A 23535-nucleotide genomic window follows, 5' to 3' on the forward strand; every position below is an offset into this window, starting at 1 on the left:
AAGCGGTTTCAGGGACCCAGTCTAGTCCCTGCCGACCTGGGAATCATCCGCGCCCGGAGCGGTGCCGGCGATCGCTGAGATGGCACCGTCGGCGGCCTCGGGAGGGGAGACGGCGAGCACGTGACGCCCGTGCTGGAGCAGGAGGCGCGTGAGCCAGGTGTCGGAGAGCACTCGGAGCGTCATCGTCACGGTGCCGGGGCCGTGCGTGTCGTGGGCGCGGTCGAGCGGATCGAGCTCGTCGGCGAGCCAGGCCGCCGCCGGGGCGAGCGCCAGGGTGACCGCGGTGCCGGATTCTTCGGGGCCGGCACCGGCTCCGGAGCCCGCATCGGCCTCGCCCGTCGGCGCGGGCGGGGCGGCGGGTGCTGTCGCGGGGGCGGCGCTGCGGATGTTGTCGACGGCGAAGGACCGCTCCCCGCCGGAGGTGTGGCAGTAGGCGTCCATGTACCACTGCCCGGTGAGCCGCAGGGAGCGCGGGGTGACGGTGCGGGCGGTGAGCTCGTCGCGGGAGGGCACGTAGTAGCGGATGTCCAGGCCGGTGCCGGCGGCCGCGGCGCCGCGGATCTCCGCAGCGAGCTCCCGGTCGAGCTCGGGGACGCCCACGTCGATGCTCGGCCGCTCGTCCTCGAGCCCGGCGGCGGTGCGGATCTTGTCCCGGGTGGAGGCGATCGCGGCCTGGCGGTCCGGATCGAGCGAGGCGAGGTAGTCGAGGGCGGCGAGGAGGCTCGTCGACTCATCGCGGGTGAGACGCACGGGCACGGACACCTCGTCGGCGTTGCCGAGGTGGATGCGGCCGTCCTCCCAGCTCGCCTCGATGAGGTCGTCGGGCATGCGGCCGGGCCGGCCGGTGACGAAGAGGAGCTCGAGGTCGTCGACGAGCTCGGCGACGGTGACGCCGAACACCGCGGCGGTCCGTTCGAGATCCGCGCCGGGGTTCTCGATGAGGTAGGGCACGAGCCCGAGCAGGCGGGCGAGGCGCGTCGAGGCGGTCGTCGTCATGCGCGCTCCTCCGTGTCGGGTGCGTCGGCCTTCACGGGCGTGTCCGGTGCCACGGGGGCGTCCTGTGCGGCGGTCAGCGCAGCCAGCGTGGTCCCGCGCATCCGCTCCAGGGCGTCGGCGAGGTCGGCGGGCGAGTCGACCTCGACGGCCCGCCCGAAGCCCACCAGCGTCGCGGCGAGCTCCTCCGGATCGTCGTAGCCGAGTGCGAGGAGGTCCCAGCCGGCATCGTCGGTGCCGGCGGGCGTGCCGGCGCGGCGCAGCGGGTCGCCGCTGCCGGGTCGCAGCCGCAGGTGCGCGGTCGTGCTCGCTCCGGAGGCGTGGACCGGTCGGAACCAGTCGCCGGGCCGGAAGTCCTCCGGCACCGTGTAGTCCCCGTCCTTCCGGCCGTGCACTCGGGACAGGGTGCCGGAGATGCGGGAGAGCCGGAAGGTCCGGATCTCCTCCTTGTCGAGGTCGCGGCCGAGCAGGTAGACGCGGTCGCCGCGGGTGAGCAGCGCATAGGGCTCGAGCCGCCGCTCCCCGGCGACGCCGCCGGGCTTGCGGTAGGAGAAGCGCACGGCGCGCCGGGCGTTCACCGCGGACAGCGCCGCGGCGAAGGTCTCGGTGCCGAACCGCATCCGGGCAGGCAGCGGGTCCGTGCTCTCGGCGAGGTCGATGCCGAGACCCCGGAGCTTGTGGAGCGCCCGCCCGCTCGCCTCGCCGAGCGCCGAGTCCTGCCAGAAGCGGCTCGCGACGGAGAGTACCGCGGCCTCCTGCGGGGTGAGGTCGATCTCGGGCAGCTCGTAGTCGTCGGAGGTGATCCGGTAGCCGTAGCCGTTGCGTCCGGTGAACTCGTCGTCCCAGGTCGCGGTGCTGATCTCGATCCCGAGGTCGCGGAGCAGGCGTTTGTCGCGGGAGAAGGCGCGGTCGAAGGCGGCGTCGCTGAGGCCGGCGTACTCGTCCATGCACGCCTTGAGGGAATCGCGGTCGATCCACCCGGAGGCGGCGCGCAGCGCGATGAGCAGGTTGAGGATCCGCTCGGTCTGCTCGCGCACGCGGGAGTCGGCATCGTTCACGCCCACCACGCTACAGGCACGCACCGGGTACGGTGGGCATATGATCCACTGGCGTCGTGCGCATGTCGTGTCCGTGAGCAGCGATCGGCCCGGGGTGAGGGAGGTCCGCGCGGCCCTCACCGAACCCCTCCCGGGCGCTGACGGCAGCCCGGGGGCAACCGGTGCCGGAGAGGTCCGCGCAGTGGCCTACACCGGGCTCGTCGGCACCCCGGAGCCCGGCGACACCGTGATCCTCAACGTCTCCGCCCTCGCCCGCGGGCTCGGCACCGGCGGATTCGCGCTCGTCGTCGTCCTGCCCGAGGCGCTCCCCGCGGACCCGCCTCCGGCTCCGGGGCACCTCGTCAAGGACCGCTACTCCCCCACCCAGACGATGGTGCTCGGGGTCGACGACCAGGAGTCCGAGCACCATGCGACGCTCGCGCAGGCGACGGGCATCGACGGGATGCCGGTGCTCGTCGCCGACCTCCACTCGGCGCTGCCCGCGATCCTCGCCGGGATCCGGGCGGAGGACCCGGAGCTGCGGGTCGCCTATGCGATGACCGACGGGGCGGCGCTCCCGCTGCCGTTCTCCCAGGCGGTCGCAGGGCTGCAGGAGGCCGGCTGGCTCGCCGACACGCTGAGCGTCGGCCAGGCGTGGGGCGGGGACCACGAGGCCGTCACCGTCCACTCCGCCCTGCTCGCGGCCCGCCACGTCGCCGGCGCGGACATCACGATCGTCAGCCAGGGCCCGGGCAACCTCGGGACCGGGACCCCGTTCGGGTTCTCCGGCATGGTCGTCGGCGACCACCTCGACGCCGCCGCGCTGCTCGGCGGGCTGCCCGTGGCGGTGGCCCGGATGTCGAACGCCGATGCCCGCGGGCGCCATTTCGGGATCTCCCATCACACGCTCACCGCAGTCGGCCGGGGCGCTCGACCGGGCTGCACGGTGCCGCTGCCCGACCTCGCCACCCTGCCGGACTCCGTGGCGGCGGCGTGCGACCCCGACCCGCGGATCGTCGCCGAGGCGCTCGCCTCCCAGCGCGCCGAACTCGCCGCCCACACGCTCGTCGACGTCGAGCTCGACGGGCTGTTCGAAGCGCTCGAGGGCTCCCCCGTCCGGCTGTCGACGATGGGCCGCGGTCTCACCGCGGATGCCGCCTCGTTCCTCTCCGCCGCGGCCGCCGGGCGCTGGGCGGCCCGCGCGCTCGCCGGATGACAGCGGCGCCGTCGCCTGCCCGGAGGGGGCGGACGACTGCGCCGTGCGCGGTCTCGGCTCAGTGCCGCTGCGAGCGCGGTGTCAGCGCACGTTCTCGAGGTCGCACACGAAGATCAGGCTCTCCCCGGGGGCGATGACGCCGCCGGCGCCGTGGTCGCCGTAGGCGAGGTGCGGCGGGATCCGCAGGGTGCGTCGACCGCCGACCTTCATCCCCTGCATGCCCTGGTCCCAGCCGGCGATGACCATGCCGACGCCGAGCCGGAACTCGAGCGGGGCGCCGCGGTTGTACGAGGAGTCGAACTCCTCACCGGTCGAGTGGGTGACGCCGACGTAGTGGACGGCGACGGTGTCTCCGGCCTTCGCCTCGGCACCGGTGCCGATCTCGTCGTCGACGATCTCGAGCTCGGTGGGCGGCTGGTCGCCGGGGAAATCGATCTCGGGCTTGCTCTTGGCCATGTCTGCTGTCCTTCCGGGACGGGAGATGGTGGATGGGTGCGGCGGCTGCCGGTCAGCCGACGGCCGACAGGATGTCGATGACGAACACGAGGGTGGCGTCGCCGGGAATGGACGGCGGGGAGCCCTGCGCCCCGTAGCCCTTCTCCGGCGGGATCACGACGAGGATCTGGGAACCGACCTTCTGCCCGATGAGCGCCTCGTTCCAGCCGTCGATGACGGGGGCCGCGCCCACGCCCTCGACGGCGAAGGGCTCGCCGCGGTCCCAGCTCGAGTCGAAGGTCTGCGAGGCGTCGTCCCACAGCCAGCCGGAGTAGTGGACGCTCACGGTCTGGCCCTCGGAGACCTCGGCGCCCTCCCCCAGGATCGTCGGCTCGACGACGAGCTCGGCCGGGGCGTCGCCCTCGGGCTGGGTGATGCTCGGAACGCCGGCGTCGTCGGTGGACACCTCGGGCAGGCCCTCGACGGGCTCCTGCGGCTCACCGGAGGCGCGCTCGAGCGGTTCCGGGATCTCCTCGGCGCTCACCACGTCGACGACGTAGATCAGGGTCTCGGCAGGCTGCCCGGACTGCGGGCTGCCGTTGAGGCTCAGCAGCACGCGGGAGCCGACCGGCACGTCGACGAGCGCGTCGAACAGCGCCTGGTTGATCTGCGCGGTGTCCATCGGGAAGCCCGACGGCGACTCGGCCTGATAGCTCGACTCGATGACCTCACCGCTCGTCCCGGACACCATCGTCATGTTCGCCGTGACCTGCTGTCCCTCGGCGACCGGTTCGCCGTCGCCCTCGGAGAGCACGGTGTGCGCGGACTCCTCGATGACGAGCGGGGTCTCGAAGGACACCGTCGGCTCGGCGTCGGGCTCGCCCTCGACGGTGACGCCGTCGAGCGAGGTGGTCTTGGCCTCGGCGGTGGAGACCGCCTGGGTCTCGCCGGCCGGATCCGATCCCGAGTCGCCGCAGCCGGCGAGGGCCAGCACGGCGATGCTCAGGGCACTGATGAGAGTGGTGCGCACGAAGGCGTCCTTTCCACGAGGGGCAGGGCAGGGCGAAGAGCCCCCACGATCCTAGCGGCTCACACTGAGTGCGCGCCCGGAGCCTCCCCCAGCCCCGCGATGAGCGCGTCGGCGGAGTCGTTCGATGCCGCGAACGGGTCCTTGAGGACGACGGCGCGCTGGAGCTGGTCGTTGAGCCGCAGATGCACCCAGTCGACGGTGAAGTCGCGGCGGGCCGCGTGCGCCGCGCGCACGAACCGGCCGCGGATCGCCGCGCGCGTCGTGGCCGGCGGGGCGTCGACGGCGGCGCGCACCGTGTCCTCGGGGACCACACGGGCGGCGAGCCCCGCGGCCTCGAGGCGGGCGAGCATGCCGGACCCCGGGGTGAGGTCGTGGAAGGCGAAGTCGAGGCGCGCGATCCGCGGGTCGGCGAGCCCGGCCTCCGAGCGCTGCAGGTAGCGCTGCACGAGGCCGCGCTTGATGACCCAGTCGAGCTCCGTGTCGACGCCGGTGAAGTCCCCGCTCTCCACGGCGGCGAGGATCCGCGTCCACAGGTCGATGACCCGCGCGGCGGACGCGTCGGAGCCGAGGCTGTGGTCGCCGGCGGCCACGAGCGCGCGGGCCCGCTCGAGGTAGATCGAGAGCAGCTCGAGCACGGTGAGGCGCTCCCCCGACACGAGCTCGAGGACGTGTCGGCCGGTGAGGTCGCGGGCGACGTGCCGGATGTCGCGGATCGGGTTGCGGAGGCTGAGGTCGCGGATCGGGGCGCCGGACTCGATGAGGTCGAGGACGAGCGCGGCGGAGCCGACCTTGAGCTCCGTCGTCGTCTGCGTCATCGAGGAGTCGCCGACGATGACGTGGAGACGGCGGTACTTCTCCGCGTCGGCATGGGGCTCGTCGCGGGCGTTGATGATCGGCCGGGAGCGGGTGGTGGCCGAGGACACGCCCTCCCACATGACGTCGGAGCGGGCCGACAGCCCGTAGACGAGGTCCCTGCCCGGATCGGTGGGAGCGGTGTGCGGGCTATGCGGGGCGGCGCGGTTGGAGTCGGCCGGCCGGAGGTCGGTGGCGACCGCACGCGGGATCACCGCCCCGGCGCCGACCATGAGCTGCCGGGTGACGAGGAAGGGCAGGAGCACCGAGGTGAGGTGGGTGAAGTCCATCGAGCGGCGCACGAGGAGGTTCTCGTGGCTGCCGTAGGAGTTCCCTGCGGAGTCGGTGTTGTTCTTCACCAGGTGGGCGGTGCCGTCCACCCCGTCGGCGGCCATCGCGGCCTGGGCGCGGGCGAGGAGATCGACCATGATCGCGTCCCCCGCGGCGTCCTGCGCGAGGAGATCGGGCAGCACGTCGCACTCGGCGGTCGCGTACTCCGGGTGGGAGCCGACGTCGAGGTAGAGGCGGGCGCCGTTGGGGAGGAACACGTTGGAGGACCGGCCCCACTCGACGACCGGTCGGAACAGGTAGCGGGCGATCTCCTCGGGCCCGAGGCGCCTCCCCTCGCCCTGGGTGAACGCGATGCCGTACTCGGTCTCGAGGCCGAAGATCCGCTTCACTGTGCGTCCTCCGCCGGTGGCTGCGTGCTCCCCGGCTGCGCGTCGGTGCCCGGCTGCGCGTCGGTGCCCGCGGCGAGGGCGAGCAGCTCGGCCATCGCGGTGTCGTCGAGGCGGCGGAAGGTGCGGTGGCTGCCGGTCGTCCGGTCGAGGACGGCGGCCTCGATGCTCGTGACGGGGATCGGCGCCCCGTCGGCGGGCGACAGGGCGCGCACGCCGAGCGCGAACACCGCGGGCAGCGGCCGGTCGGCGGTGTGGACGCCGGAGAGCTGGGTGGAGATCGCGTCGGCCTGGCCGCCGATCGCCACGTGCTCGTTCTCGTCGGCCACGGAGCCGTCGTAGGACAGCCGGTAGAGGCGGTCCCCGGCGGCGGTGACGCCGAGCTCGGCGACGACGATCTCGACCTCGAAGGGCTTCGACTCGGTGGTGAAGACGCCGGCGAGGGTCTGCGCGTAGGCGTTGGTGAGGCCGCGCGCGGTGACATCGGCCCGGTCGTAGGAATAGCCGCGGAGGTCGGCGTAGCGCACCCCGGCCTGCCGCAGGGTCTCGAACTCGTTGTACTTGCCGACGGCCGCGAAGCCGATCCGATCGTAGATCTCGGCGATCTTGTGGAGCGTCGAGGACGGGTTCTCGGCGATGAGGACGATGCCCTCGTCGTAGCGGAGCACGACGACCGAGCGGCCGCGCGCGATCCCCTTCCGGGCGAATTCCGCCCGGTCCTTCATCAGCTGCTCGGGTGAGACGTAGAACGGCTGGCTCATGCGCGCTCTCCTTCCGCGCGGGTGGCCACCACGGCGGTGGCGATGTCGAGGACCTCCGACTGCGGCACCTGCCGGGTGCCCGCGGCGTCGACGAGGTGGACGACGGGGGCGACCTGGCGCATGAAGTCCGGTCCCCCGGTGGCGGAGTCGTCGTCGGCGGCGTCGATGAGCGCCTCGACGGCGACCCGGATCGCCGCCGGCGAGTCGAGATCGGGGCTCCACAGCTTCTTCAGCGCCCCCCGGGCGAACCCGGAGCCGGATCCGATCGAGTGAAAGTTGACCTCTTCGTACTTCCCGCCGGTGACGTCGAAGCTGAAGATCCGCCCGTGGTCGGCGCCGGGCTCCACGCCGGCGAACAGCGGCACCACCGCGAGGCCCTGCATCGCGAGGCCGAGGTTGGCGCGCAGCATCGAGGCGAGCCGGTTGGCCTTGCCGACGAGCGAGAGCGGGGTGCCCTCGATCTTCTCGTAGTGCTCGAGCTCGAGCTGGAACAGCCGGATGAGCTCGAGGGCGAGCCCGGCGGTGCCGGCGATGCCGATGACGGAGGTCGAATCCGCGGCGTGGACCTTCTCGATGGTGTGGCTGGCGATGACGTTGCCGATCGTCGCGCGCCGGTCGCCGGCCATGAGCACCCCGGTGGCGGTCTTGAACGACACGATCGTCGTGCCCTCGGGCACCTGCGGGGCGGGGAGCTGCGCACCGCTCTCGCCGAACGGCAGCACCTCGGGGGCGGTCGCCCGGGCGAAGGCGATGAACGAGTTGGTCGTCGAGCTCAGGTAGGCGGGGTCGAAGCCGGGAGTCACTGGCCGCCCTTCTGGACGAAGTTGCGGACGAACTCCTCGGCGTTCGACTCCAGCACGCTGTCGATGTCGTCGAGGATCGAGTCGACCGCCTCGGTATTCACCTGGGTCTGCGCCTGCGCGGCGACGGGTGCGTCGACCGGCTCGACGTCGTCCTTGCGGGTGGTGCGGATCTGCTCCTGGCCGCTGCTCATCTCATACCTCGCTGCTGTCTCGGTGGGCTGTTCCCCCGAGTCTAGTGACTCCGAGGGCGGCGAGCAGCGCCGCCGGCGACTCCGCCTCCTCGATCGCGGCCCCGACGAGCGCGCGCGTGCCCTTGAGCGGGTAGCGCAGCGGCAGGCGGACGAGCGCCTCGCCGCCGGTCGACAGGATGAGCGAGTCCCAGCTCGCGGACACGAGCTCGGCGGTGAAGCGTGCCACCACGCGGCCGCGGAGCCAGGCGCGGGTGTCCTCCGGCGGCGTGTCGAGGGCGGCGGCGACCTCCTCGGCGGTGGTGAGGCGGGTGATCCGGCCGGCCGATTCGAGCCGGTGGAACAGGCCCCTCGACGGCCGGACGTCGTGGTACTGGACGTCGATGAGGGCGAGCTTCGGGTGGTCCCAGGGCAGGTTCTCCCGCGTCCGGTACTGCTCGAGCATCGCGAGCTTCGCGACCCAGTCGATGCTGTCGGAGAGTTCGAAGGGGTCGCGGGCGAGCGCGTCGAGGAACCGCTCCCACTCCGCGAGGACCTCGGCGGTGTCCGGATCCGGGTCCGGCCCGGCGGCGGTCCGCGCGGCATCGAGGTAGATCCGCTGGATCTCGAGCGCGGTGAGGGCCGAGCCGTCGGCCAGGGGCAGGCGGGTGGACAGGGTGAGGTCGTGGGACACCGTCCACAGCGAGTCGAGCGGGTCGGCGAGCTCGAGGTGCGGCACCGCGCCGGACTCGATGAGGCCGAGGACGAGCGAGGTGGTCCCGAAGCGCACGAGGGTCGCGGGCTCCGCGAGGGTGGCGTCGCCGAGGATGACGTGGAGGCGCCGGTAGAGGGTGGGGTCGGCATGGGGCTCGTCGCGGGTGTTGACGATGGGGCGGCGCAGCGTGGTCTCGAGTCCGACCTCGGCCTCGAAGAAGTCCGCCCGGGAGGAGATCTGGTAGCCGGGCGCGTCGCCGTGCACGCCGATCCCCACGCGGCCCGCGCCGCAGAGGATCTGGCGGGTGACGAAGAACGGGGTGATGCCGGTGACGATGTCGTCGAAGGGCACGGCGCGATCGACGAGGTAGTTCTCGTGGGCGCCGTAGGAGGAGCCCTTGGAGTCGGTGTTGTTCTTGTAGAGGTTGACCGGCTCGGGCCCGGCGGCCAGCGATTCGACGGCCGCGAGCGCGACGAGGTCCCCGGCGCGGTCCCAGCGCACGACGTCGCGCGGTGTCAGGGTCTCCGGGGAGGAGTACTCCGGGTGGGCGTGGTCGACGTAGAGGCGCGCCCCGTTGGGGAGGATGACATTGGCGAGGTACTGCGCCTCGGGCTCGGCCTGCGGCAGGTGGGTGAGCTGCGAGGAGTGGGCGTCGGCGACGTTCATGAGGAAGCCGCGGGCATCGGCGAGCGGCGATTCGGTCTCGAAGTCCCAGAAGCTCTGGCTCGACTTGAGCCCGCGCGGTCCCGCGTAGGCGTCGACGACGCGCGCGGAGTCCCGCATCGGGTTGGCGTGCGGGTTGCCGGGCTGGGAGATCCCGAACTCGGTCTCCGCCCCCATGATCCTCTCGACCCTGAGCATGTCGTCATCTCCTCTCCTCGGATCCGGCGTGCGGGTGCGGCCGGTGCCTGTCCGCTCCCCACTCTAGGACGTGCGCGCACCCCCGCGCCCATTACACTGCTCGTGTGGCCGCGAAGAAGAAATCACACCTGCTCATCGCCCTCGTCGTCGACCTCGTGCTCGTGGTGCTGTTCACCATCGTCGGCTACTACACGCACGCGCAGAACCTCGACGTCGACGGGATCATCGGCACCGCCTGGCCGTTCGTGCTCGGGCTGCTCGCCGCCTGGCTGCTCAACGCCGTGTGGGCGGCGCCGCTGGCGCCGCTGCGCACCGGGGTGGGCGTGTGGGCGACGACGGTGCTCCTCGGACTCGTCGTGCGCGCGCTCACCGGTGAGGGCACGGCCGGGCCGTTCGTCGTCGTCGCCGCCTCGCTCAACCTCGTCACGCTCGTCGGCTGGCGGCTCATCGCCACCGCCGTCGCCGGACGCTCCGGGCGCTGAGGCCCGGGCTCCGGACGCGGTGGCCCGGCCTCACACGAGGCCGGAGTCGCCCTCGACGGTGACGACGTCTCCGCCGCCGGGCGGCGTCGTGCCCAGCGGCGCACCGGAGAACTCGTGCTGGACCATCCGCAGGTGGGTGATGCGCTCACCCTTCTTCCCGCTGATCCGCGCCCACTCGTCCGGGTTCGTCGTATTCGGCAGGTCCTCGTGCTCGGAGAACTCCTCGCCGATCGCACGCTCGAAGTGCTCCCAGGTCAGGCCGCGCTCCCCGTCGGCGAGCAGGGACTTGATCGCATGCTTCTTGGCACGGTCGACGACGTTGGAGATCATCGCCCCGGAGGCGAAGTCCGCGAAGTGGAGCAGCTCCTTCTGGCCTGTCGCGTAGGTGACCTCGACGAAGGCGTTGCGCGCGGTGCGCGCGTACATCCGCTCGACGCACGCGGTGATGAGCTGCTCGACCGCCTGGGCGCGCGAGCCCCCGGCGGACTCGAGGACGCTGGCGTGGAGCGGCAGATCGGCGGTGAGGTACTTCGAGAAGATGTCGGCGGCGGCCTGCTCGTCGGGCCGCTCGATCCGGATCTTGACGTCGAGCCGGCCGGGCCGCAGGATCGCCGGATCGATGAGGTCCTCACGGTTCGACGCACCGATGACGATGACGTTGTCGAGCCGCTCGACGCCGTCGATCTCGCTCAGCAGCTGGGGCACGATCGTCGTCTCCACGTCGGAGGACTTGCCGGTGCCGCGGGTGCGGAACAGCGACTCCATCTCGTCGAAGAACACGACGACGGGCGAACCGGCGGTCGCCTTCTCCCGGGCGCGGGAGAAGATCAGACGGAGCTGACGCTCGGTCTCGCCGACGTACTTGTCGAGCAGCTCCGGGCCCTTGATGTTGAGGAAGTAGGACCGGGTCCCCTCCCCCGCGCGGCGCTGGGCCAGCGAGTTCGCCACAGCCTTCGCGATGAGCGTCTTGCCGCAGCCGGGCGGGCCGTAGAGGAGGATGCCCTTGGGCGGCTTGAGCCCGTGCTCGGTGTAGAGGTCGGGGTGCTCGAAGGGCAGTTCGACGGCGTCCTGGATCATGTCGATCTGGTCCTCGAGGCCGCCGATGTCGTTGTAGGAGATGTCCGGCACGGTCTCGAGCAGGAGCGACGCCACCTCGGGCTTCTCGACCTTCTCGAGTGCGAAGTGGGTGCGGGTGTCGACGAGCACCGCGTCGCCCGGGCGCACGCCCTCGGAGCGCAGCGGTCCGGACAGGCGGTGGATCTGCTCGTCGTCGCCCGGCGCCCCGATGAGGATCCGTCCGTCGGGCAGCACCTCGCGCACCGGCACGACGGTGCCGGCGTCGGCGAAGCCCACCGCTTCGAGGGCGACGAGGCCCTCGGACAGCCGGACGTCGGCGCCGGGGACGAGGGTGGAGACGTCGAGGTCGGGGGTGATCGCGACGCGCATCCGACGGCCGGAGACGAGCACGTCGAGCGCGCGGGTGTCCGCGGGGCCGTCGACGACGGCGAGCACCGTGCCGAAGGAGTTCGGCGGCTCGGACAGGCGCTCGGCCTCGGTGCGGATCCGCACGAGCTCCTCCCGCGCCGTCTTGAGGGTGCGGGACAGGGCGTCGTTGCGCTTCGAGGCGTTGAACAGCTGCTGGCGCAGCTGGGCGGCGTCCTTGCGCACCGCGCTGAGCTCGGCGGTCCGGTGGTCCTCCGTCATGTGTCCTCCTCCGGTGTGCGGTCGATGCTGGGGGTGCCGGCGCCCGGGGCGGCCCCGGGTGGCCGGGTGCGCTCGGCGATGCGGCTGCGGGAGCCGGCCTCGCGCATGACGCGGCGCAGCTTCTTGCCGGTCGCCTCGCGGGTGCCGATCGCCTGGGCGGTGATCTCGCCGTCCTCCCAGGCCGCCCGGTCCTCCGCGCTCGGCTCGCTGCCCTGCGGGCGGCGGCGGCGCTCGAGCGGACTCGTGCCGGCGGACAGGCGGCGGGCGAACAGGAGGAAACCGGTGTGGGCGATCATCCGGTGCTCGGGGCGCACCGCGAGGCCCTCGAGGTGCCAGTCGCGGAGCATCGATTCCATCGCGCGGGGCTCGGTCCAGTCCCCGGACTCGCGGAGCGCCTCCGCGGTGCGGGAGAGCTGCGGGACGGTGGCGACGTAGCAGGCGAGCACGCCCCCGGGGGCCAGCGCGGCGGTGACCGCGGGCAGGCACTCCCAGGGGGCGAGCATGTCGAGGACGACGCGGTCGACGGTGCCGGGTGCGAACTGCGCGGGCAGCTCCTCGGCGAGGTCGCCGATGGTGAGCCGCCACGCGGGGTGCGGGCCGTCGTAGAAGTCCTCGATGTTGCCCGCGGCGATCTGCGCGAACTCCTCACGGCGCTCGAAGGAGTGGACGCGCCCGGCGTCCCCGACGGCGCGCAGGAGGGAGAGGGTGAGGGCGCCGGAGCCGACCCCGGCCTCGACGACGGTGGCCCCGGGGAAGACGTCGCCGAGGGTGACGATGAGGGCGGCGTCCTTGGGATAGACGACGGCGGCACCGCGCGGCATCGACATGACGAAGTCCTCGAGCAGCGGGCGGAGCACCTGGTAGGGCACGCCGCCGGTGGTGTGGACGATCGTGCCCTCGGCGCCGCCGATGAGCTCGTCGTGGTCGATGGAGCCCTTGTGGGTGTGGAACTGCCGACCCGGCTCGAGCGCGATCGTGTGCAGGCGGCCCTTGGGGTCGGTGAGCTGCACCTTGTCGCCGATGCGCAGCGGGCCGCGGCGGGCGGCCGCGCCGGTCGACGCGGGGTCGGTGCGGACGGGGCCGCTGGGGTCATCGGTGGAAGTCATCGGCTCCACTCTAGTCGTCCGCCCGGCACGGGCGCGCGGGCGGGTCGAGGACCGGACACCCCGGCGGATCAGTCCGCGAGGAGCTCGTCGAAGAACTCCTGGAGATCGATCACCCCGGTGAGCGTGCTGCCGTCCATGACGAGGCAGAACTCGGCCTTGGGCCGGTGGGTGAGCGATTCGAGGAGGTGGGGCGCGGTGATGTCGCGGGGCACCCCGATCCACGCGCCGAAGGGCCTCACGAAGTCCCTGACCTGGGCGGGCGGACCGGGCGCGGCGATGACCTGCGAGGCCGCGTGCCGATCGAGCAGACCGAACGGCAGCCCGGTCTCGTCGAGGACCACGATGAGCGGGACCGGGTGCGCGGCACCGGGTCCCGAACCGGTGAGGGCACGGTCGGCGAAGGCCAGCGTCTGCTCGACGTCGGCGTCCCCGGTCGCCGCGATCGCCGGCTGGATCACACGGGAGAGGTCGTAGGTCTCCATCCGCCGGGCGCGCTTGGCGTGGGTGGCGGCGTCCCCGGCGGAGACCCAGAGCATGATCGCGATCGCACTCATCCACAGCACGGTGACGAGGTCGGGGCGGCGCCCGGCGAGCAGCGGGGTGAGCAGCGACCAGGCGACGAAAGCCACGGCGATGAGGCGGCCGACCCAGCTCGCGACGATGGTGCCGCGGTACTGGCTGCGGGTGGCGCGCCAGAGGAGCGCCTGGAGCGCCCAGCCGCCGTCGAGCGGGATGCCGGGCAGCAGGTTGATGACGCCGAGGGCGAGGTTGGCGAAGGTCAGCGCCATGAGGAGCAGCCAGGGCACCGACCAGACCTCGGTGAACTGCACCGCTCCCCAGCCGATCCCGGCGAGCACGAGGTTGACCACGGGGCCGACGATGGAGATGACGAAGCTCGTCGTCGCCGCGCGGACGGAGTCCTCCTCGATCCGCGGCTCGAAGCGGGTGAAGCCGCCCCACACGTTGAGCTCGATCGCCGCGACCCGCTGCCCGGATGCGCGACCGGCCACCGCGTGGGCGAGCTCGTGGAGGAACACCGAGCCGAACAGGAGCACGGCGTAGGCGAAGGCGACCAGCCACGTGCCCCAGCCGAGGTCGGGGCGGACGGAGGCGAGCCACGGCCGGAACAGCACGGTGATGACGACGGCGGCGAGGAACCACGACCAGGCGAGCAGCACCGGTGCGCCGAGGACGCGCCCGAGGTGCAGGCCGCGCGACGCTCCGGGCGCGCGACGCGCTGAGGTGGTGTCCGACATGGGGTCCATCCTAACGGGCGTGAGGCCGGTGCCGGGTGCCGTGTCCGCACCCCTCGGTAGAGTGCAGGCATGGTCGAACTCGCAGCACTCTCCCCGTCCCGGGCGAACGATTTCGTGCAGTGCCCCCTCAAGTTCCGGTTCCGCACCGTCGACCGGCTGCCGGAGCCGCTTTCGCCGGCCGCGTTCAAGGGCACCCTCGTCCACGCGGTCCTCGAGCAGCTCTTCGATGCACCGGCCGCCGAGCGCACGCTCGACACCGCGGCCGGTCTGCTGCCCGGCCGGTACGCCACGCTCGCGGCGAAGGACCCGGAGGTCGCCGCGATGTACCCGGACGAGCAGGCCGTCGACGTCCTGTTCCGGGAGAGCACCGAGCTGCTGCGGGCGTACTTCGGGCTCGAACTGCCCGACCGGCTCGAACCGGCGGAGCGGGAGCGGTTCGTCTCCGTCACCCTCGACAGCGGACTCGTGCTGCGCGGCTTCATCGACCGGGTCGACGTCGCCCCGGGCGGGCAGGTGCGGCTCGTCGACTACAAGACCGGCAAGCAGCCCAAGCCGCAGTACGGGCGCGAGGCGGAGTTCCAGATGCGCTTCTACGCACTCCTGCGGCATCGCATGGACGGGGTCCTCGTCCACACCCTGCAGCTCATGTACCTCGGCAGCCGCTCGATCAAGAGCTTCCACCCGACGCTCGCCGACGTCGAGCGCACCGAGGCGGAGGTGCTCGGCATCTGGGACGACATCACCGCCAGCGCCCGCTCGGGCCGGTGGCGGGCACGGAAGTCGCCGCTGTGCGGGTGGTGCCACTTCAAGCCGCTGTGCCCGGCCTGGGGCAACACCCCGCCGGAGCCCCCGCCGATCACCGCGATCGCAGGGACGGACCTGCTGAGCTGATCCGGGTCGCGGGGGCTCAGATGCGCCCGGAGCGCATCCTCCCGGCGATCTCCCGCAGCTCGACCGGGCCGATCCCGGAGAGCCCGGGCAGGAGCACCCGTCCCGGAGCCTCCGGGATGGGGACGAGGTGGGGAACGCCGAGCGCGAGCGTGCCGGCGGCCTCGGCGCTCGTCAGCCCGGGGATCGAGTCCTCGAGCGCGACACAGTCCTCCGGAGCCAGGCCGAGCGCCTCGGCGCCGAGCACGTAGGGGGCGGGATCGGGCTTGCCGGCGGGCACCTCGTCGCCGGTGACGAGTGCGCGGAAGCTGCCCGGCGGGCAGGCCGCGACGACGGCCTCGGCGAGCCGCCGGTACGACATCGTGACGAGCGCGCACGGGATGTCGGCGGCACGGAGCGCGTCGAGGAGCTCGCGGGCCCCGGGGCGGAACGGCACGTGCTCGGCCACCTGCTCGATCACCGCGTCGAGGAGGATCTCGACGATCTCTTCCGGCGGCAGCGGCAGGCCGTGGTCGACGAGGATCCGGGCCGAGGTCAGCAGGTCGTTGCCGACCATGAGGAGGCCCTTCTCCTCGTCCCAGTTCAGGCCGTGGGCGTGCATGAGGTCGGTCTCCGCCCTCATCCAGTACGGTTCGGTGTCGACGAGGGTCCCGTCCATGTCCCAGAGGACCGCAGCGAAGGTGTCCATATGCGCACCAGCGTAATCTGGATCCATGAGTTTTCTGCCATCCGGCCCGGGCCGGCTCGTCGTCATCGCCTTCGAGGGCTGGAACGACGCCGGGGAGGCCGCCGTCGACACCGCGCGCCACCTCGTCGCGGTCTGGGGACTCCAGGGGCGCACCCTGTTCTCCGGCGACGACTACTTCGACATGACATTCATCCGCCCCGTGCTCACCCGCGACGCCGACGGCCCGCACATCGAGTGGCCCGGCTGCACCACCCACACCGGCACGGTGCCGGGCACCGGTCTGGAGATCGAGGTGATCATCGGCACCGAGCCGTCCTATCGCTGGCAGGAGTACATCGGCCGGGTCCGGGAACGGCTGACCGAGGGCGACCGGGTGGTGCTCCTCGGTTCGCTCCTCGCCGACGTCACGCACACGCGGCCGCTGCCGGTGTCGACGACCGCGGAGGATCCCGAGCTGGCCGCCGAGCCGGAGATCGAGCGCAGCGAGTACACCGGGCCCGTCGGGATCCTCGGAGTGCTCGCGACGACGCTCGCGGAAGCGGGCCTGCCGACCGTCTCGCAGTGGGTCGCGGTGCCGGCGTACGCCGCCTCGAGCCCGTCGCCCAAGGCGGTCCTCGCGATGCTCGGCGCGTTCGAGGACCTCACCGGGCTCGTCGTCGACCAGCACGAGCTCGTCGACGAGGCCCGGGCGTGGGAGACCGGCACGGACGCGCTCGTCGACAGCGACGAGGACCTTGCCGAGCACGTCGCCCGGATCGAGGGGATGACAGACGCCACCGAGCTCCCCCAGGCCTCGGGCGAGGCGATCGCGCGGGAGTTCGAGCGCTACCTCGACCGGCGTCGGCGCGAGGACTGAGCAGAACCCGCGCCGGCGGGCCGGGTGGGGCTCAGAGGACGACGCCGAGCAGGGCGTCGATCGCGTCCCGGATGCGCGCGGTGTCCTCGTCGGCCGGTCCGCTGCCCGCGGCGGCGGCCCAGTCGTCGACGACGGACAGCGCTGCCGGGCAGTCGAGGTCGTCGGTGAGCTCCTGGCGGAGGTTGGCGATGACCTCGGCCGCGGGGATCCCGGAGGCGCGGCCGGCGGCCTCCCGCCATGCCTCGAGGCGACGGGCGGCCCCGGCGAGGTGCGCGTCCTCGTACATCCAATCGCTGCGGTAGTGGTGGGCGAGGAGCACGAGCCGGATCGCCATCGGGTCCACGCCCTCGGCCCGCAGCGCGGACACGAACACGAGGTTGCCCTTCGACTTGCTCATCTTCTCGCCGTCGAGCCCCACCATGCCGGTGTGCATGTACGTGCGCGCGAGCTCCGTGCCGGTGAGCGCCGAGGCGTGGGCGGCACCCATCTCGTGGTGCGGGAAGATCAGGTCGCTGCCGCCGGCCTGCACGCTGAGCGGCAGGCCGACGTACTCCTCGGCGATGACGGCGCACTCGATGTGCCAGCCGGGTCGACCCGGTCCCAGGTCGCCGCCGTCCCAGCTCGGCTCGCCGTCGCGCCGGGCGCGCCACAGGAGTGCATCGAGCGGATCCTCCTTGCCCGGCGTGTCCGGGTCGCCGCCGCGCTCGGCGAAGAGTTCGAGCATGGTGGGGCGGTCGTAGCCGGAGATCGTGCCGAAGGGCGGCTGGACCGCGGTCGCGATCCGGTAGTAGACGTCGCCGCTGTCGAGCTGGTAGGCCGCGCCGGAGTCGAGCAGCCGCTGCACGGCCGCGGCGATCCGGTCGACGGATTCGACGGCTCCGATGTAGGAGTCCGGCGGGATCACCCGCAGTGCCTCCATGTCGGCGAAGTAGAGCTCGGTCTGCTCGCGGGCGAGCTCCTGCCAGTCCACCCCGGTCGCCGTGGCGCGCTCGAGGAGCGGGTCGTCGACGTCGGTGGTGTTCTGCACGTAGTTCACGGCGATCCCGGCGTCGCGCCACACTCGCACGAGCACGTCGAAGGCGACGTAGGTCGCGGCGTGTCCGAGGTGCGTCGCATCGTACGGGGTGATCCCGCAGACGTAGAGGCGGGCCTCGGCCTGCTTCCGGGGCGAGGACACGGGGCCGCGGGCCGAGGTGCAGAAGACCACGGGGGCGTCGCCGACGGTGCCGATCTCAGGGATTGCGGGTGCTGACCAGGTTTTCACCACTCAACCATAGACAGCCCGGTCGAGACCGGGCAAAGCCGGGTGCGCGCAGAGCGCCGCGCGGACTCAGAGCGGCGGCCACGGGATCGGGGTGCGGGTGTGCGGCACCCCCGGCATCCGGCCGTGCACGAGCAGGCCCGCGATCCGCTCGAACAGCGCATCGATCTCCGCCGCGGCGATGACCGGGGCGAGAGCGGCGGCGAGCTCGTCCTGCGCTGCGAGCAGGGCGCCGAGCGCATCCCGCTCCCCCGCGGTCAGCGGCTCCTCGGCGAAGCCCCAGAGGATCGTGCGGAGCTTGGGCCGGACGTGGAAGGACAGCCCGTTGTCGATCCCGAACAGCTCCGGCTCCACGCCGGGAGCGGGCCGGTAGTGGCCGTGGAGTGCGTGGGAGGCCTTGCGGTCGGCGTTGTTCGTGATGACGTCGAAGAGCGCGAGCCCGCGCAGGGCCGGGGTCAGCGCGTGGGCGACGACGACCTCCTCGTCCTCGGCGGTGACGGCGCGGAGGACCGGGGCCCAGCCGGCGGGCACGGCGTCCGGGGCGAACACCGTGACGAGGTCCTCGGGATCGCCGGCGGACTCGACGTAGGCCTGGAGCGAGCCGGGGCCCGACGGGAGATCCTCCCGGAGCACGGTCGGCGGGACCTCGACGAACGGGCAGTGGGCGGCGAGGACGGAGCAGGCGACCTCGCGCCCGGCGAGCGAGCCGAGGGGGAAGTCGTGGAGCGGTCGCTCCCCCGCTGTCGGCTTGTACACCGCACGCAGCACCGCATCGCCGTCCGCGACGGTGACGAGGCGGGTGTCGTTCGAGGCACCGGGGATGCGGCCGAGCTGCTCGATCGCACCGGAGAGCAGGAGGTCGCGCGCCGCCTGCGCCGAGGACATCAGCGGGCGACCCCGTTGGCCCGCGGACAGATGTGGCCCTCGGGGTCGAGGGGCAGCGAGCAGAAGGGGCAGTCCTGCCGACCGGCGTTGACGACCTGGTCGGCGCGGCGGGAGAACTCGCGGGCGCGGGCCGCGCTGAGCACCACGCGCAGCCGGTCGCGGTCCTCGGACTCGTCGTCGGGCTCGGCGCTCGTCCCGGATTCGGCGTCGGTGCGGGTGAACTCGAAGCACTCGACGACCATGTGCTCGGCGACGGTGTCCCAGCCCAGGCTCATCGTGCCGACCCGGAACTCCGATTCGACCGGCACGCTGAGACCGGCGTTGTCGATGAGCTCCTCGCGCGGTGCGAGCGGGATCGACTGGGGATCCGAGGACTTCGAGCGGACGAGGTCGAGGAGTTCGTTCATCCGCTCCCCGAGCATCTCCACCTGCTCCTTCTCGAGCGTCACGGTGGTCACCCGCTGATCGGTCCGGGCCTGGAGGAAGAAGGTCCGCTCGCCGGGCAGCCCGACGGTCCCGACGACGAACCTGTCCGGGGCGGGATGATCGAATACCTGCGCAGCCATGCCCCCAGCCTATGACACGGCCTCCCGCACCGCTTCACATGGGATGACGCCCGGACGGACCGCGACCCGGAAGGGTTACGCCGGTGCGCCGGGTGGGGGTACATTTGGGGCATGAGCCTTGAACCGCACGTGGCACTCGAAGACTTCCTCTCCGCTGTTCGCGAGCACTACGCGGCAGCCGCGCACCGCACCTCCGACACCGACCCGCGGGTGGAGGCGAGCTACATGGCGCTCGCCGACGCGTTCGAGCTCTACGAGGACGCGCTCTACACCGCGTTCGACGAGGTCACCCCGTTCGAGCTGTTCGACGACGTCGAGGACGCCAAGGACGATGACGAAGACGACGATCTCGAGGACGATGACGAGGACGACGACTTCGACGATGACGATGACGATGATGATGATGACTTCGACGACGAGGACGACGACTCCGTGCGCTGAGCGCGCGGCGTCACTCCACGGCGAGCCGCACCGCCGGCCTCAGGGGTCCGAGATCTGATCGAGCGCGTCGCGGATCTCCGGCTCGAGCACGAACTCGCTGTCGAGGATCTCGCGCAGCTGCGCGACCGAGCGCGGACCGACGAGCGAGCACGCCACCGGCAGCGCCCGGTTCCAGGCGAGCGCCACATCGAGCGGCGACACCCCGAGCCCGGCGGCGGCCTTCGTCACCCCGGCCATGACCTGCTCCGACTCCGCGGTGAGCTTCTCCGTCACCCACTCGCGTCCGGCACCGGCGGCGCGCGAGTCGCGCGGCACCCCGGTGGCGTATCGGCCGGGCAGGATCCCGCGGCCGAGCGCGGAACCGGCGATGACGCCGATCCCCAGGTACTCCGCTGCCGGCAGCACTTCGCTCTCGGCACGGCGGTCGAGGAGCGAGAGCTCGGACAGGGCCGCGACGAGGGGGATCCCGGCGGCGCGCAGCACCGCGAGCTGCCAACCGGTGTGGTGGGCCGCCGCGACGTGGACCACCGCCCCGCTGCGCAGCACGGTATCGAGCGCCGAGGCGGTCTCCGCGAACGGCACCTGGGCGTCGAAGCCCTCGAGGACGAGCACATCGAGGCGATCGCGGCCGGTCCGCCGGAGGAGCGATTCGACCTGGGTGAGGATCGTGCGGCGGCCGAGCGACAGGCGCGCGCCGCGGGTGTCGACATCGACCCCGACACGAGCGATGAGAGCGATCTCGGAGGGAAGACTCAGGCTCCCCACGACCTCGGCGGCCGGGGAGGCGAAGGACGGCAGCTCGAGCACCGTCCCGCCCGCCTCCGCGTAGGCGTCGACGAGCTCCTGGGCGGTCTCCGCGCTCACGCGGTGCCCCCATTCGAAAGTCCCCAGACCGAGCTCGGAGACCTCGAGACCTGACGTTCCCACACGGTTGATGCGCATATTCATTGAGGTTACCCGACCGGAGGACTACCCTGGTCTGGGCCTCCCGTGCAGGTGAGGCCGCCTCGTCGCCCCTCGTGGCGACGTCTCCTGCGAAGAAGGACATTGATGGACTGGTTGATCGCTGCCGTGCTCGGCGTCGTCCAGGGACTCACCGAGTTCCTCCCGATCTCCTCGTCGGCCCACCTGCGGATCGTCGGCGAGTTCCTCCTGCCGGGCGAGGACCCGGGGGCGTTCTTCACCGCGATCGTGCAGATCGGCACCGAGACCGCGGTCCTCGTCTACTTCTGGAGCGACATCGTCGGGATCATCCGCTCCTGGTGCGCCTCGCTCGTCGGACGGCGGGAGAAGGGCGACCCGCAGGCGCGCCTCGGCTGGCTCATCATCCTCGGCTCGATCCCGATCGGGGTGCTCGGCCTCGCGTTCCAGGACGCGATCGACAGCGTGCTGCGCAACCTCTGGATCACCGGCGCGATGCTCATCGTGTTCGGCATCATCCTCGGCATCGCGGACCGGGTCGGTTCCCGCGAGCGCGGCCTGGAGGACATGACCTGGGGGCAGGGCATCGTCTACGGCCTCGCCCAGGCGATGGCGCTCATCCCGGGCGTGTCGCGCTCCGGCGGCACGATCATCGCCGGCCGGCTCATGGGATTCACCCGCGAGTCGGCCGCCCGCTACTCGTTCCTGCTCGCGGTCCCGGCCGTCATGGCCTCGGGGTTCTACGGGCTCGTCAAGAGCCTGGGCGAGCCGATGGTGCTCGGCTGGGGTCCGACGGTCCTCGCGACCGCCGTGTCCTTCGTCGTCGGCTACGTCGTCATCGTCGGGTTCCTCAAGTTCATCCAGACGAAGTCGTTCGCGATCTTCGTCTGGTACCGGGTGGCGCTCGGCCTCCTCGTGTTCGTGCTGCTCGGCACCGGAGTGCTCTCCGCGGTCTGATTCCGGCGGGATCGGCGGTCCGAGCCGGGTGCGCTCAGCGGCCGCCGCCCACGGCTCCCGCCTCACCCGTGCGGCCGGAGGCCGTCACCGACATCGCGGTGACCGTCGGGTAGCCCGTCTCCGGGTACGTCACGACGCTGAGCGAGCCGGGTGCGACGGCGATCCGCTGGAACGCGTCGAGCGGCATGTCGAGCGCGGCGGCGAGCACCGCCTTGATGATGTCGCCGTGCGCCACGACGACGCCCACCGGCACCCGCGTCCCGCCCGCTCCCCCTGCATCCCCCGCTCCGGCGTCGGGCACCTGACGGGCACGGAGGTCGGCGACGAAGGCGTCGACCCCGGTCACGGCGCGGGCGGCGGCATCGCGCAGCGATTCGCCCCCCGGGAACTCCATCGACGACGGCGAGCGCGCGACCCGCTGCCATTCGGGGAGCTCCTTGAGCTCGGCGAGCCGGCGGCCCGACCACGTCCCGTAGTCGACCTCGGCGAACTCGGGCGCCTCGCGCACCCCGGGCGCGGTGATCCCGGTCAGGAGCAGCGCAGCGGTCTCGCGGCAGCGCTGCACCGTGGAGCAGCGCACCTCGGTCACGGCGCGGAAGGGAAAGATCTCCGCGAGGCCGCGGATCTGCTGCTCCCCGGCCGGGGTGAGCGACACGCCGGGCGTGCGGCCGGCGAGGACCCCGGCGGCGTTCGCCGAGCTCTCGCCGTGCCTGACGAGGACGATGTGGACCATGCGCCCAGGCTAGCCCACGGCCCGGTGGTACAGTGACGCTCGATCACCGATCGACAGGCCCAGCACACTGCTGCACTCACTTCGCGGAGGAACGATGAAGCGCACCCGGACCCCGGTGGAGTACGAGTTCCGCACCATCAGCTTCGCCCGCGACACCACCCGCAGCGACGCCCGCACCCTGCTCACCGAGGAGGCCGAGTACGGCCGCTGGGAGCTCGCCCGGACCCGGATCGGAATGGGCGGATCCCGCACCGTGTGGCTGCGCCGCCGCATCATCCGCGTGCAGCGCACCGCCTGATCGTGCGGCTCCCCCTCCTCCTCAGCGCCGTCGCGACGACGCTCGCCGGGTTCGGCATGGCCGTGCAGGGCAACGCCAACGCCGCCCTCGCCGGGATCACCGGCAACGGCCTGTTCGCCGCCACGGTGTCTTTCCTCGGTGGCCTGCTCGTCATGCTCGTCGTCGCCCTCGTCTCCCCGCGCACCCGTCGCGGGCTGGCCCTCGTCGTGCGGCTTCTGCGCTCCCAGGAGGTCCCGTGGTGGATGACGCTCGGCGGCCTCGGCGGCGCCGCCGTCGTCATCGCGCAGTCGATCACGGTGCCGCTGTTCGGCGTCGCGGTGTTCACCATGGCGTTCGTCTCCGGTCAGCTCGCCGGCGCGCTCGTCGTCGACAACACCTCCCTGCCCCCGGGCGGACGGAAGTCCCTCAGCCTCCAGCGGGTGCTCGGTGTGGCGGTGGTGCTCGTCGGGGTCGTCGTGTCCCCGAGCGGCGTGCTCGAGCACGGCATCAGCTGGTGGGCGCCGTTCCTGCCGTTCCTCGCCGGGTCGATGACCGCCTTCCAGCAGGCGGCCAACGGTCGGATCAAGCTGCGTTCGGCCTCGGCCGCGACCGCGACGTTCATCAACTTCCTCGGCGGGTCGATCTTCCTCGTCGCCGTGGCACTCTGCCTGCTCGCCGCCGGCGTCCGCTTCACCGGCCTGCCGGACCTGCCCGGTGAGTGGTGGACGCTCATGGGCGGTGTCATCGGAGTGGCCTTCATCGGGATCACGACGGTCTCCGTCGAGCACCTCGGGGTCCTCCTGCTCAGCCTGACCTCGCTGTTCGGCAGCCTCGTGGGCTCGCTCGTCATCGACCTGCTGTTCCCCGCCGCCGCGACCCCGGTGACGTGGACGACCTACCTCGCGATGGCGATCGTGCTCTCCGGCGTGCTCATCGCCTCGCTCCCCCGGCGCCGGCGCACCTGAGG

At 72.3% G+C, this 23535-nt stretch carries 26 protein-coding genes; 8 read left to right on the top strand and 18 right to left on the bottom strand.

What is annotated here, in order from left to right; translation table 11 throughout:
• Positions 1–21: 21 nt before the first annotated feature.
• Both FDF13_RS11085 and FDF13_RS11090 read right to left on the bottom strand, forming a co-directional pair.
• Positions 22–996 carry a WYL domain-containing protein gene (locus tag FDF13_RS11085; RefSeq protein ID WP_137319685.1) on the bottom strand — a complete coding sequence of 325 codons (975 nt, stop codon included), beginning with the start codon at positions 994–996 and terminating at the stop codon, positions 22–24.
• Positions 993–2051, bottom strand: a complete 1059-nt coding sequence (locus FDF13_RS11090; protein WP_137319686.1) for a YafY family protein — start codon at positions 2049–2051, stop codon at positions 993–995. Before FDF13_RS11090 ends, FDF13_RS11085 begins: the two co-directional genes overlap by 4 nt.
• A 181-nt stretch (positions 2052–2232) precedes the next feature.
• Between FDF13_RS11090 and FDF13_RS11095 the strand changes: the two genes are divergently transcribed.
• Entirely contained in the window at positions 2233–3246 is a 1014-nt protein-coding gene (locus tag FDF13_RS11095) for a DUF3866 family protein (RefSeq protein WP_368074038.1), read from the top strand.
• 81 nt (positions 3247–3327) lie between these two features.
• Here the strand turns inward: FDF13_RS11095 and FDF13_RS11100 are convergent, their stop codons facing one another.
• From FDF13_RS11100 to dop, 7 genes are read right to left on the bottom strand one after another with little or no spacing between them, the layout of a single operon-like run.
• Complete coding sequence (locus tag FDF13_RS11100; protein WP_137319688.1) at positions 3328–3702, bottom strand: FKBP-type peptidyl-prolyl cis-trans isomerase; 375 nt, start codon at positions 3700–3702, stop codon at positions 3328–3330.
• Between the two features lie 52 nt (positions 3703–3754).
• The gene (locus FDF13_RS11105) at positions 3755–4711 is read right to left on the bottom strand and encodes an FKBP-type peptidyl-prolyl cis-trans isomerase (RefSeq protein ID WP_137319689.1); all 957 of its coding nucleotides are present in this window, start codon (positions 4709–4711) and stop codon (positions 3755–3757) included.
• Positions 4712–4770: 59 nt separating this feature from the next.
• Positions 4771–6243 carry a Pup--protein ligase gene (gene pafA, locus FDF13_RS11110; protein ID WP_137319690.1) on the bottom strand — a complete coding sequence of 491 codons (1473 nt, stop codon included), beginning with the start codon at positions 6241–6243 and terminating at the stop codon, positions 4771–4773.
• Positions 6240–7001 carry a proteasome subunit alpha gene (prcA, locus tag FDF13_RS11115; protein WP_137319691.1) on the bottom strand — a complete coding sequence of 254 codons (762 nt, stop codon included), beginning with the start codon at positions 6999–7001 and terminating at the stop codon, positions 6240–6242. Before prcA ends, pafA begins: the two co-directional genes overlap by 4 nt.
• A complete protein-coding gene (gene prcB, locus FDF13_RS11120) occupies positions 6998–7804 on the bottom strand; it encodes a proteasome subunit beta (RefSeq protein WP_137319692.1) in 807 nt (268 codons plus the stop codon). Before prcB ends, prcA begins: the two co-directional genes overlap by 4 nt.
• Entirely contained in the window at positions 7801–7995 is a 195-nt protein-coding gene (locus FDF13_RS11125) for a ubiquitin-like protein Pup (RefSeq protein WP_137319693.1), read from the bottom strand. Before FDF13_RS11125 ends, prcB begins: the two co-directional genes overlap by 4 nt.
• A 1-nt stretch (position 7996) precedes the next feature.
• Positions 7997–9547 carry a depupylase/deamidase Dop gene (gene dop, locus FDF13_RS11130; RefSeq protein ID WP_137319694.1) on the bottom strand — a complete coding sequence of 517 codons (1551 nt, stop codon included), beginning with the start codon at positions 9545–9547 and terminating at the stop codon, positions 7997–7999.
• Positions 9548–9651: 104 nt separating this feature from the next.
• On the opposite strand from dop, the gene FDF13_RS11135 reads away from it, so the two are divergent.
• A complete protein-coding gene (locus FDF13_RS11135) occupies positions 9652–10029 on the top strand; it encodes a DUF3054 domain-containing protein (protein WP_137319695.1) in 378 nt (125 codons plus the stop codon).
• Positions 10030–10059: 30 nt separating this feature from the next.
• On the opposite strand, the gene arc is transcribed toward FDF13_RS11135, so the two are convergent.
• The 3 genes from arc to FDF13_RS11150 form a co-directional block, all read right to left on the bottom strand.
• Positions 10060–11733: a proteasome ATPase gene (gene arc, locus FDF13_RS11140; protein ID WP_137319696.1), complete on the bottom strand. Its 1674-nt coding sequence runs from the start codon at positions 11731–11733 to the stop codon at positions 10060–10062.
• Positions 11730–12839 (bottom strand): tRNA (adenine-N1)-methyltransferase, encoded by a 1110-nt coding sequence (locus FDF13_RS11145; RefSeq protein WP_137319697.1) that lies wholly within the window; start codon positions 12837–12839, stop codon positions 11730–11732. Before FDF13_RS11145 ends, arc begins: the two co-directional genes overlap by 4 nt.
• A 68-nt stretch (positions 12840–12907) precedes the next feature.
• Positions 12908–14095 (bottom strand): site-2 protease family protein, encoded by a 1188-nt coding sequence (locus FDF13_RS11150; protein ID WP_137319698.1) that lies wholly within the window; start codon positions 14093–14095, stop codon positions 12908–12910.
• A 69-nt stretch (positions 14096–14164) separates the two neighbouring features.
• Between FDF13_RS11150 and FDF13_RS11155 the strand changes: the two genes are divergently transcribed.
• Positions 14165–14986, top strand: coding sequence for a PD-(D/E)XK nuclease family protein (locus tag FDF13_RS11155; protein ID WP_137319699.1), 822 nt, complete (start codon positions 14165–14167; stop codon positions 14984–14986).
• A gap of 16 nt (positions 14987–15002) precedes the next feature.
• On the opposite strand, the gene FDF13_RS11160 is transcribed toward FDF13_RS11155, so the two are convergent.
• A complete protein-coding gene (locus tag FDF13_RS11160; protein WP_137319700.1) occupies positions 15003–15671 on the bottom strand; it encodes an HAD family phosphatase in 669 nt (222 codons plus the stop codon).
• 25 nt (positions 15672–15696) lie between these two features.
• On the opposite strand from FDF13_RS11160, the gene FDF13_RS11165 reads away from it, so the two are divergent.
• Complete coding sequence (locus tag FDF13_RS11165) at positions 15697–16527, top strand: proteasome assembly chaperone family protein (protein WP_137319701.1); 831 nt, start codon at positions 15697–15699, stop codon at positions 16525–16527.
• A 31-nt stretch (positions 16528–16558) separates the two neighbouring features.
• Here FDF13_RS11165 and mshC read toward each other — a convergent pair whose 3' ends face one another.
• From mshC to FDF13_RS11180, 3 genes are all read right to left on the bottom strand, one after another.
• On the bottom strand, positions 16559–17791 hold the full coding sequence (gene mshC / locus FDF13_RS11170) for a cysteine--1-D-myo-inosityl 2-amino-2-deoxy-alpha-D-glucopyranoside ligase (RefSeq protein ID WP_137319702.1): 1233 nt from the start codon (positions 17789–17791) through the stop codon (positions 16559–16561).
• A gap of 66 nt (positions 17792–17857) precedes the next feature.
• On the bottom strand, positions 17858–18673 hold the full coding sequence (locus FDF13_RS11175; protein ID WP_137319703.1) for an SCO1664 family protein: 816 nt from the start codon (positions 18671–18673) through the stop codon (positions 17858–17860).
• Complete coding sequence (locus FDF13_RS11180) at positions 18673–19239, bottom strand: DUF3090 domain-containing protein (protein ID WP_137319704.1); 567 nt, start codon at positions 19237–19239, stop codon at positions 18673–18675. The genes FDF13_RS11175 and FDF13_RS11180 overlap by 1 nt, the downstream gene beginning before the upstream one ends.
• 111 nt (positions 19240–19350) lie before the next feature.
• On the opposite strand from FDF13_RS11180, the gene FDF13_RS11185 reads away from it, so the two are divergent.
• Positions 19351–19680, top strand: a complete 330-nt coding sequence (locus FDF13_RS11185; protein WP_137319705.1) for a hypothetical protein — start codon at positions 19351–19353, stop codon at positions 19678–19680.
• Positions 19681–19719: 39 nt separating this feature from the next.
• Here FDF13_RS11185 and FDF13_RS11190 read toward each other — a convergent pair whose 3' ends face one another.
• A complete protein-coding gene (locus FDF13_RS11190) occupies positions 19720–20622 on the bottom strand; it encodes an aldo/keto reductase (protein ID WP_137319706.1) in 903 nt (300 codons plus the stop codon).
• Positions 20623–20730: 108 nt separating this feature from the next.
• Here FDF13_RS11190 and FDF13_RS11195 point away from each other — a divergent pair, with 108 nt between their 5' ends.
• Positions 20731–21558 carry an undecaprenyl-diphosphate phosphatase gene (locus FDF13_RS11195; protein WP_137319707.1) on the top strand — a complete coding sequence of 276 codons (828 nt, stop codon included), beginning with the start codon at positions 20731–20733 and terminating at the stop codon, positions 21556–21558.
• Positions 21559–21592: 34 nt separating this feature from the next.
• Here FDF13_RS11195 and FDF13_RS11200 read toward each other — a convergent pair whose 3' ends face one another.
• The gene (locus tag FDF13_RS11200; protein ID WP_137319708.1) at positions 21593–22291 is read right to left on the bottom strand and encodes a histidine phosphatase family protein; all 699 of its coding nucleotides are present in this window, start codon (positions 22289–22291) and stop codon (positions 21593–21595) included.
• A gap of 94 nt (positions 22292–22385) precedes the next feature.
• On the opposite strand from FDF13_RS11200, the gene FDF13_RS11205 reads away from it, so the two are divergent.
• Together FDF13_RS11205 and FDF13_RS11210 are read left to right on the top strand one after the other, a co-directional pair.
• On the top strand, positions 22386–22589 hold the full coding sequence (locus FDF13_RS11205; protein WP_137319709.1) for a DUF5703 family protein: 204 nt from the start codon (positions 22386–22388) through the stop codon (positions 22587–22589).
• 2 nt (positions 22590–22591) lie between these two features.
• A complete protein-coding gene (locus tag FDF13_RS11210; protein WP_137319710.1) occupies positions 22592–23533 on the top strand; it encodes a DMT family transporter in 942 nt (313 codons plus the stop codon).
• The last annotated feature ends 2 nt before the right edge of the window (positions 23534–23535 follow it).

Source organism: Brevibacterium sp. CS2, assembly GCF_005280295.1.
Lineage (GTDB): Bacteria > Actinomycetota > Actinomycetes > Actinomycetales > Brevibacteriaceae > Brevibacterium > Brevibacterium pityocampae.

What these genes read in the sequence shown, in the direction of transcription:
- prcA (WP_137319691.1), bottom strand. Translation starts at nt 7,001, where the DNA reads ATGAGCCAGCCGTTCTACGTCTCACCCGAGCAGCTGATGAAGGACCGG.
- FDF13_RS11175 (WP_137319703.1), bottom strand. Translation starts at nt 18,673, where the DNA reads ATGTCCTCGGCGCAGGCGGCGCGCGACCTCCTGCTCTCCGGTGCGATC.
- FDF13_RS11205 (WP_137319709.1), top strand. Translation starts at nt 22,386, where the DNA reads ATGAAGCGCACCCGGACCCCGGTGGAGTACGAGTTCCGCACCATCAGC.
- FDF13_RS11195 (WP_137319707.1), top strand. Translation starts at nt 20,731, where the DNA reads ATGGACTGGTTGATCGCTGCCGTGCTCGGCGTCGTCCAGGGACTCACC.
- FDF13_RS11180 (WP_137319704.1), bottom strand. Translation starts at nt 19,239, where the DNA reads ATGGCTGCGCAGGTATTCGATCATCCCGCCCCGGACAGGTTCGTCGTC.
- FDF13_RS11125 (WP_137319693.1), bottom strand. Translation starts at nt 7,995, where the DNA reads ATGAGCAGCGGCCAGGAGCAGATCCGCACCACCCGCAAGGACGACGTC.
- FDF13_RS11085 (WP_137319685.1), bottom strand. Translation starts at nt 996, where the DNA reads ATGACGACGACCGCCTCGACGCGCCTCGCCCGCCTGCTCGGGCTCGTG.
- FDF13_RS11145 (WP_137319697.1), bottom strand. Translation starts at nt 12,839, where the DNA reads ATGACTTCCACCGATGACCCCAGCGGCCCCGTCCGCACCGACCCCGCG.
- arc (WP_137319696.1), bottom strand. Translation starts at nt 11,733, where the DNA reads ATGACGGAGGACCACCGGACCGCCGAGCTCAGCGCGGTGCGCAAGGAC.
- FDF13_RS11185 (WP_137319705.1), top strand. Translation starts at nt 19,351, where the DNA reads ATGAGCCTTGAACCGCACGTGGCACTCGAAGACTTCCTCTCCGCTGTT.
- FDF13_RS11165 (WP_137319701.1), top strand. Translation starts at nt 15,697, where the DNA reads ATGAGTTTTCTGCCATCCGGCCCGGGCCGGCTCGTCGTCATCGCCTTC.
- FDF13_RS11160 (WP_137319700.1), bottom strand. Translation starts at nt 15,671, where the DNA reads ATGGACACCTTCGCTGCGGTCCTCTGGGACATGGACGGGACCCTCGTC.
- FDF13_RS11150 (WP_137319698.1), bottom strand. Translation starts at nt 14,095, where the DNA reads ATGTCGGACACCACCTCAGCGCGTCGCGCGCCCGGAGCGTCGCGCGGC.
- FDF13_RS11200 (WP_137319708.1), bottom strand. Translation starts at nt 22,291, where the DNA reads ATGGTCCACATCGTCCTCGTCAGGCACGGCGAGAGCTCGGCGAACGCC.
- FDF13_RS11100 (WP_137319688.1), bottom strand. Translation starts at nt 3,702, where the DNA reads ATGGCCAAGAGCAAGCCCGAGATCGATTTCCCCGGCGACCAGCCGCCC.
- FDF13_RS11190 (WP_137319706.1), bottom strand. Translation starts at nt 20,622, where the DNA reads ATGCGCATCAACCGTGTGGGAACGTCAGGTCTCGAGGTCTCCGAGCTC.
- FDF13_RS11155 (WP_137319699.1), top strand. Translation starts at nt 14,165, where the DNA reads ATGGTCGAACTCGCAGCACTCTCCCCGTCCCGGGCGAACGATTTCGTG.
- dop (WP_137319694.1), bottom strand. Translation starts at nt 9,547, where the DNA reads ATGCTCAGGGTCGAGAGGATCATGGGGGCGGAGACCGAGTTCGGGATC.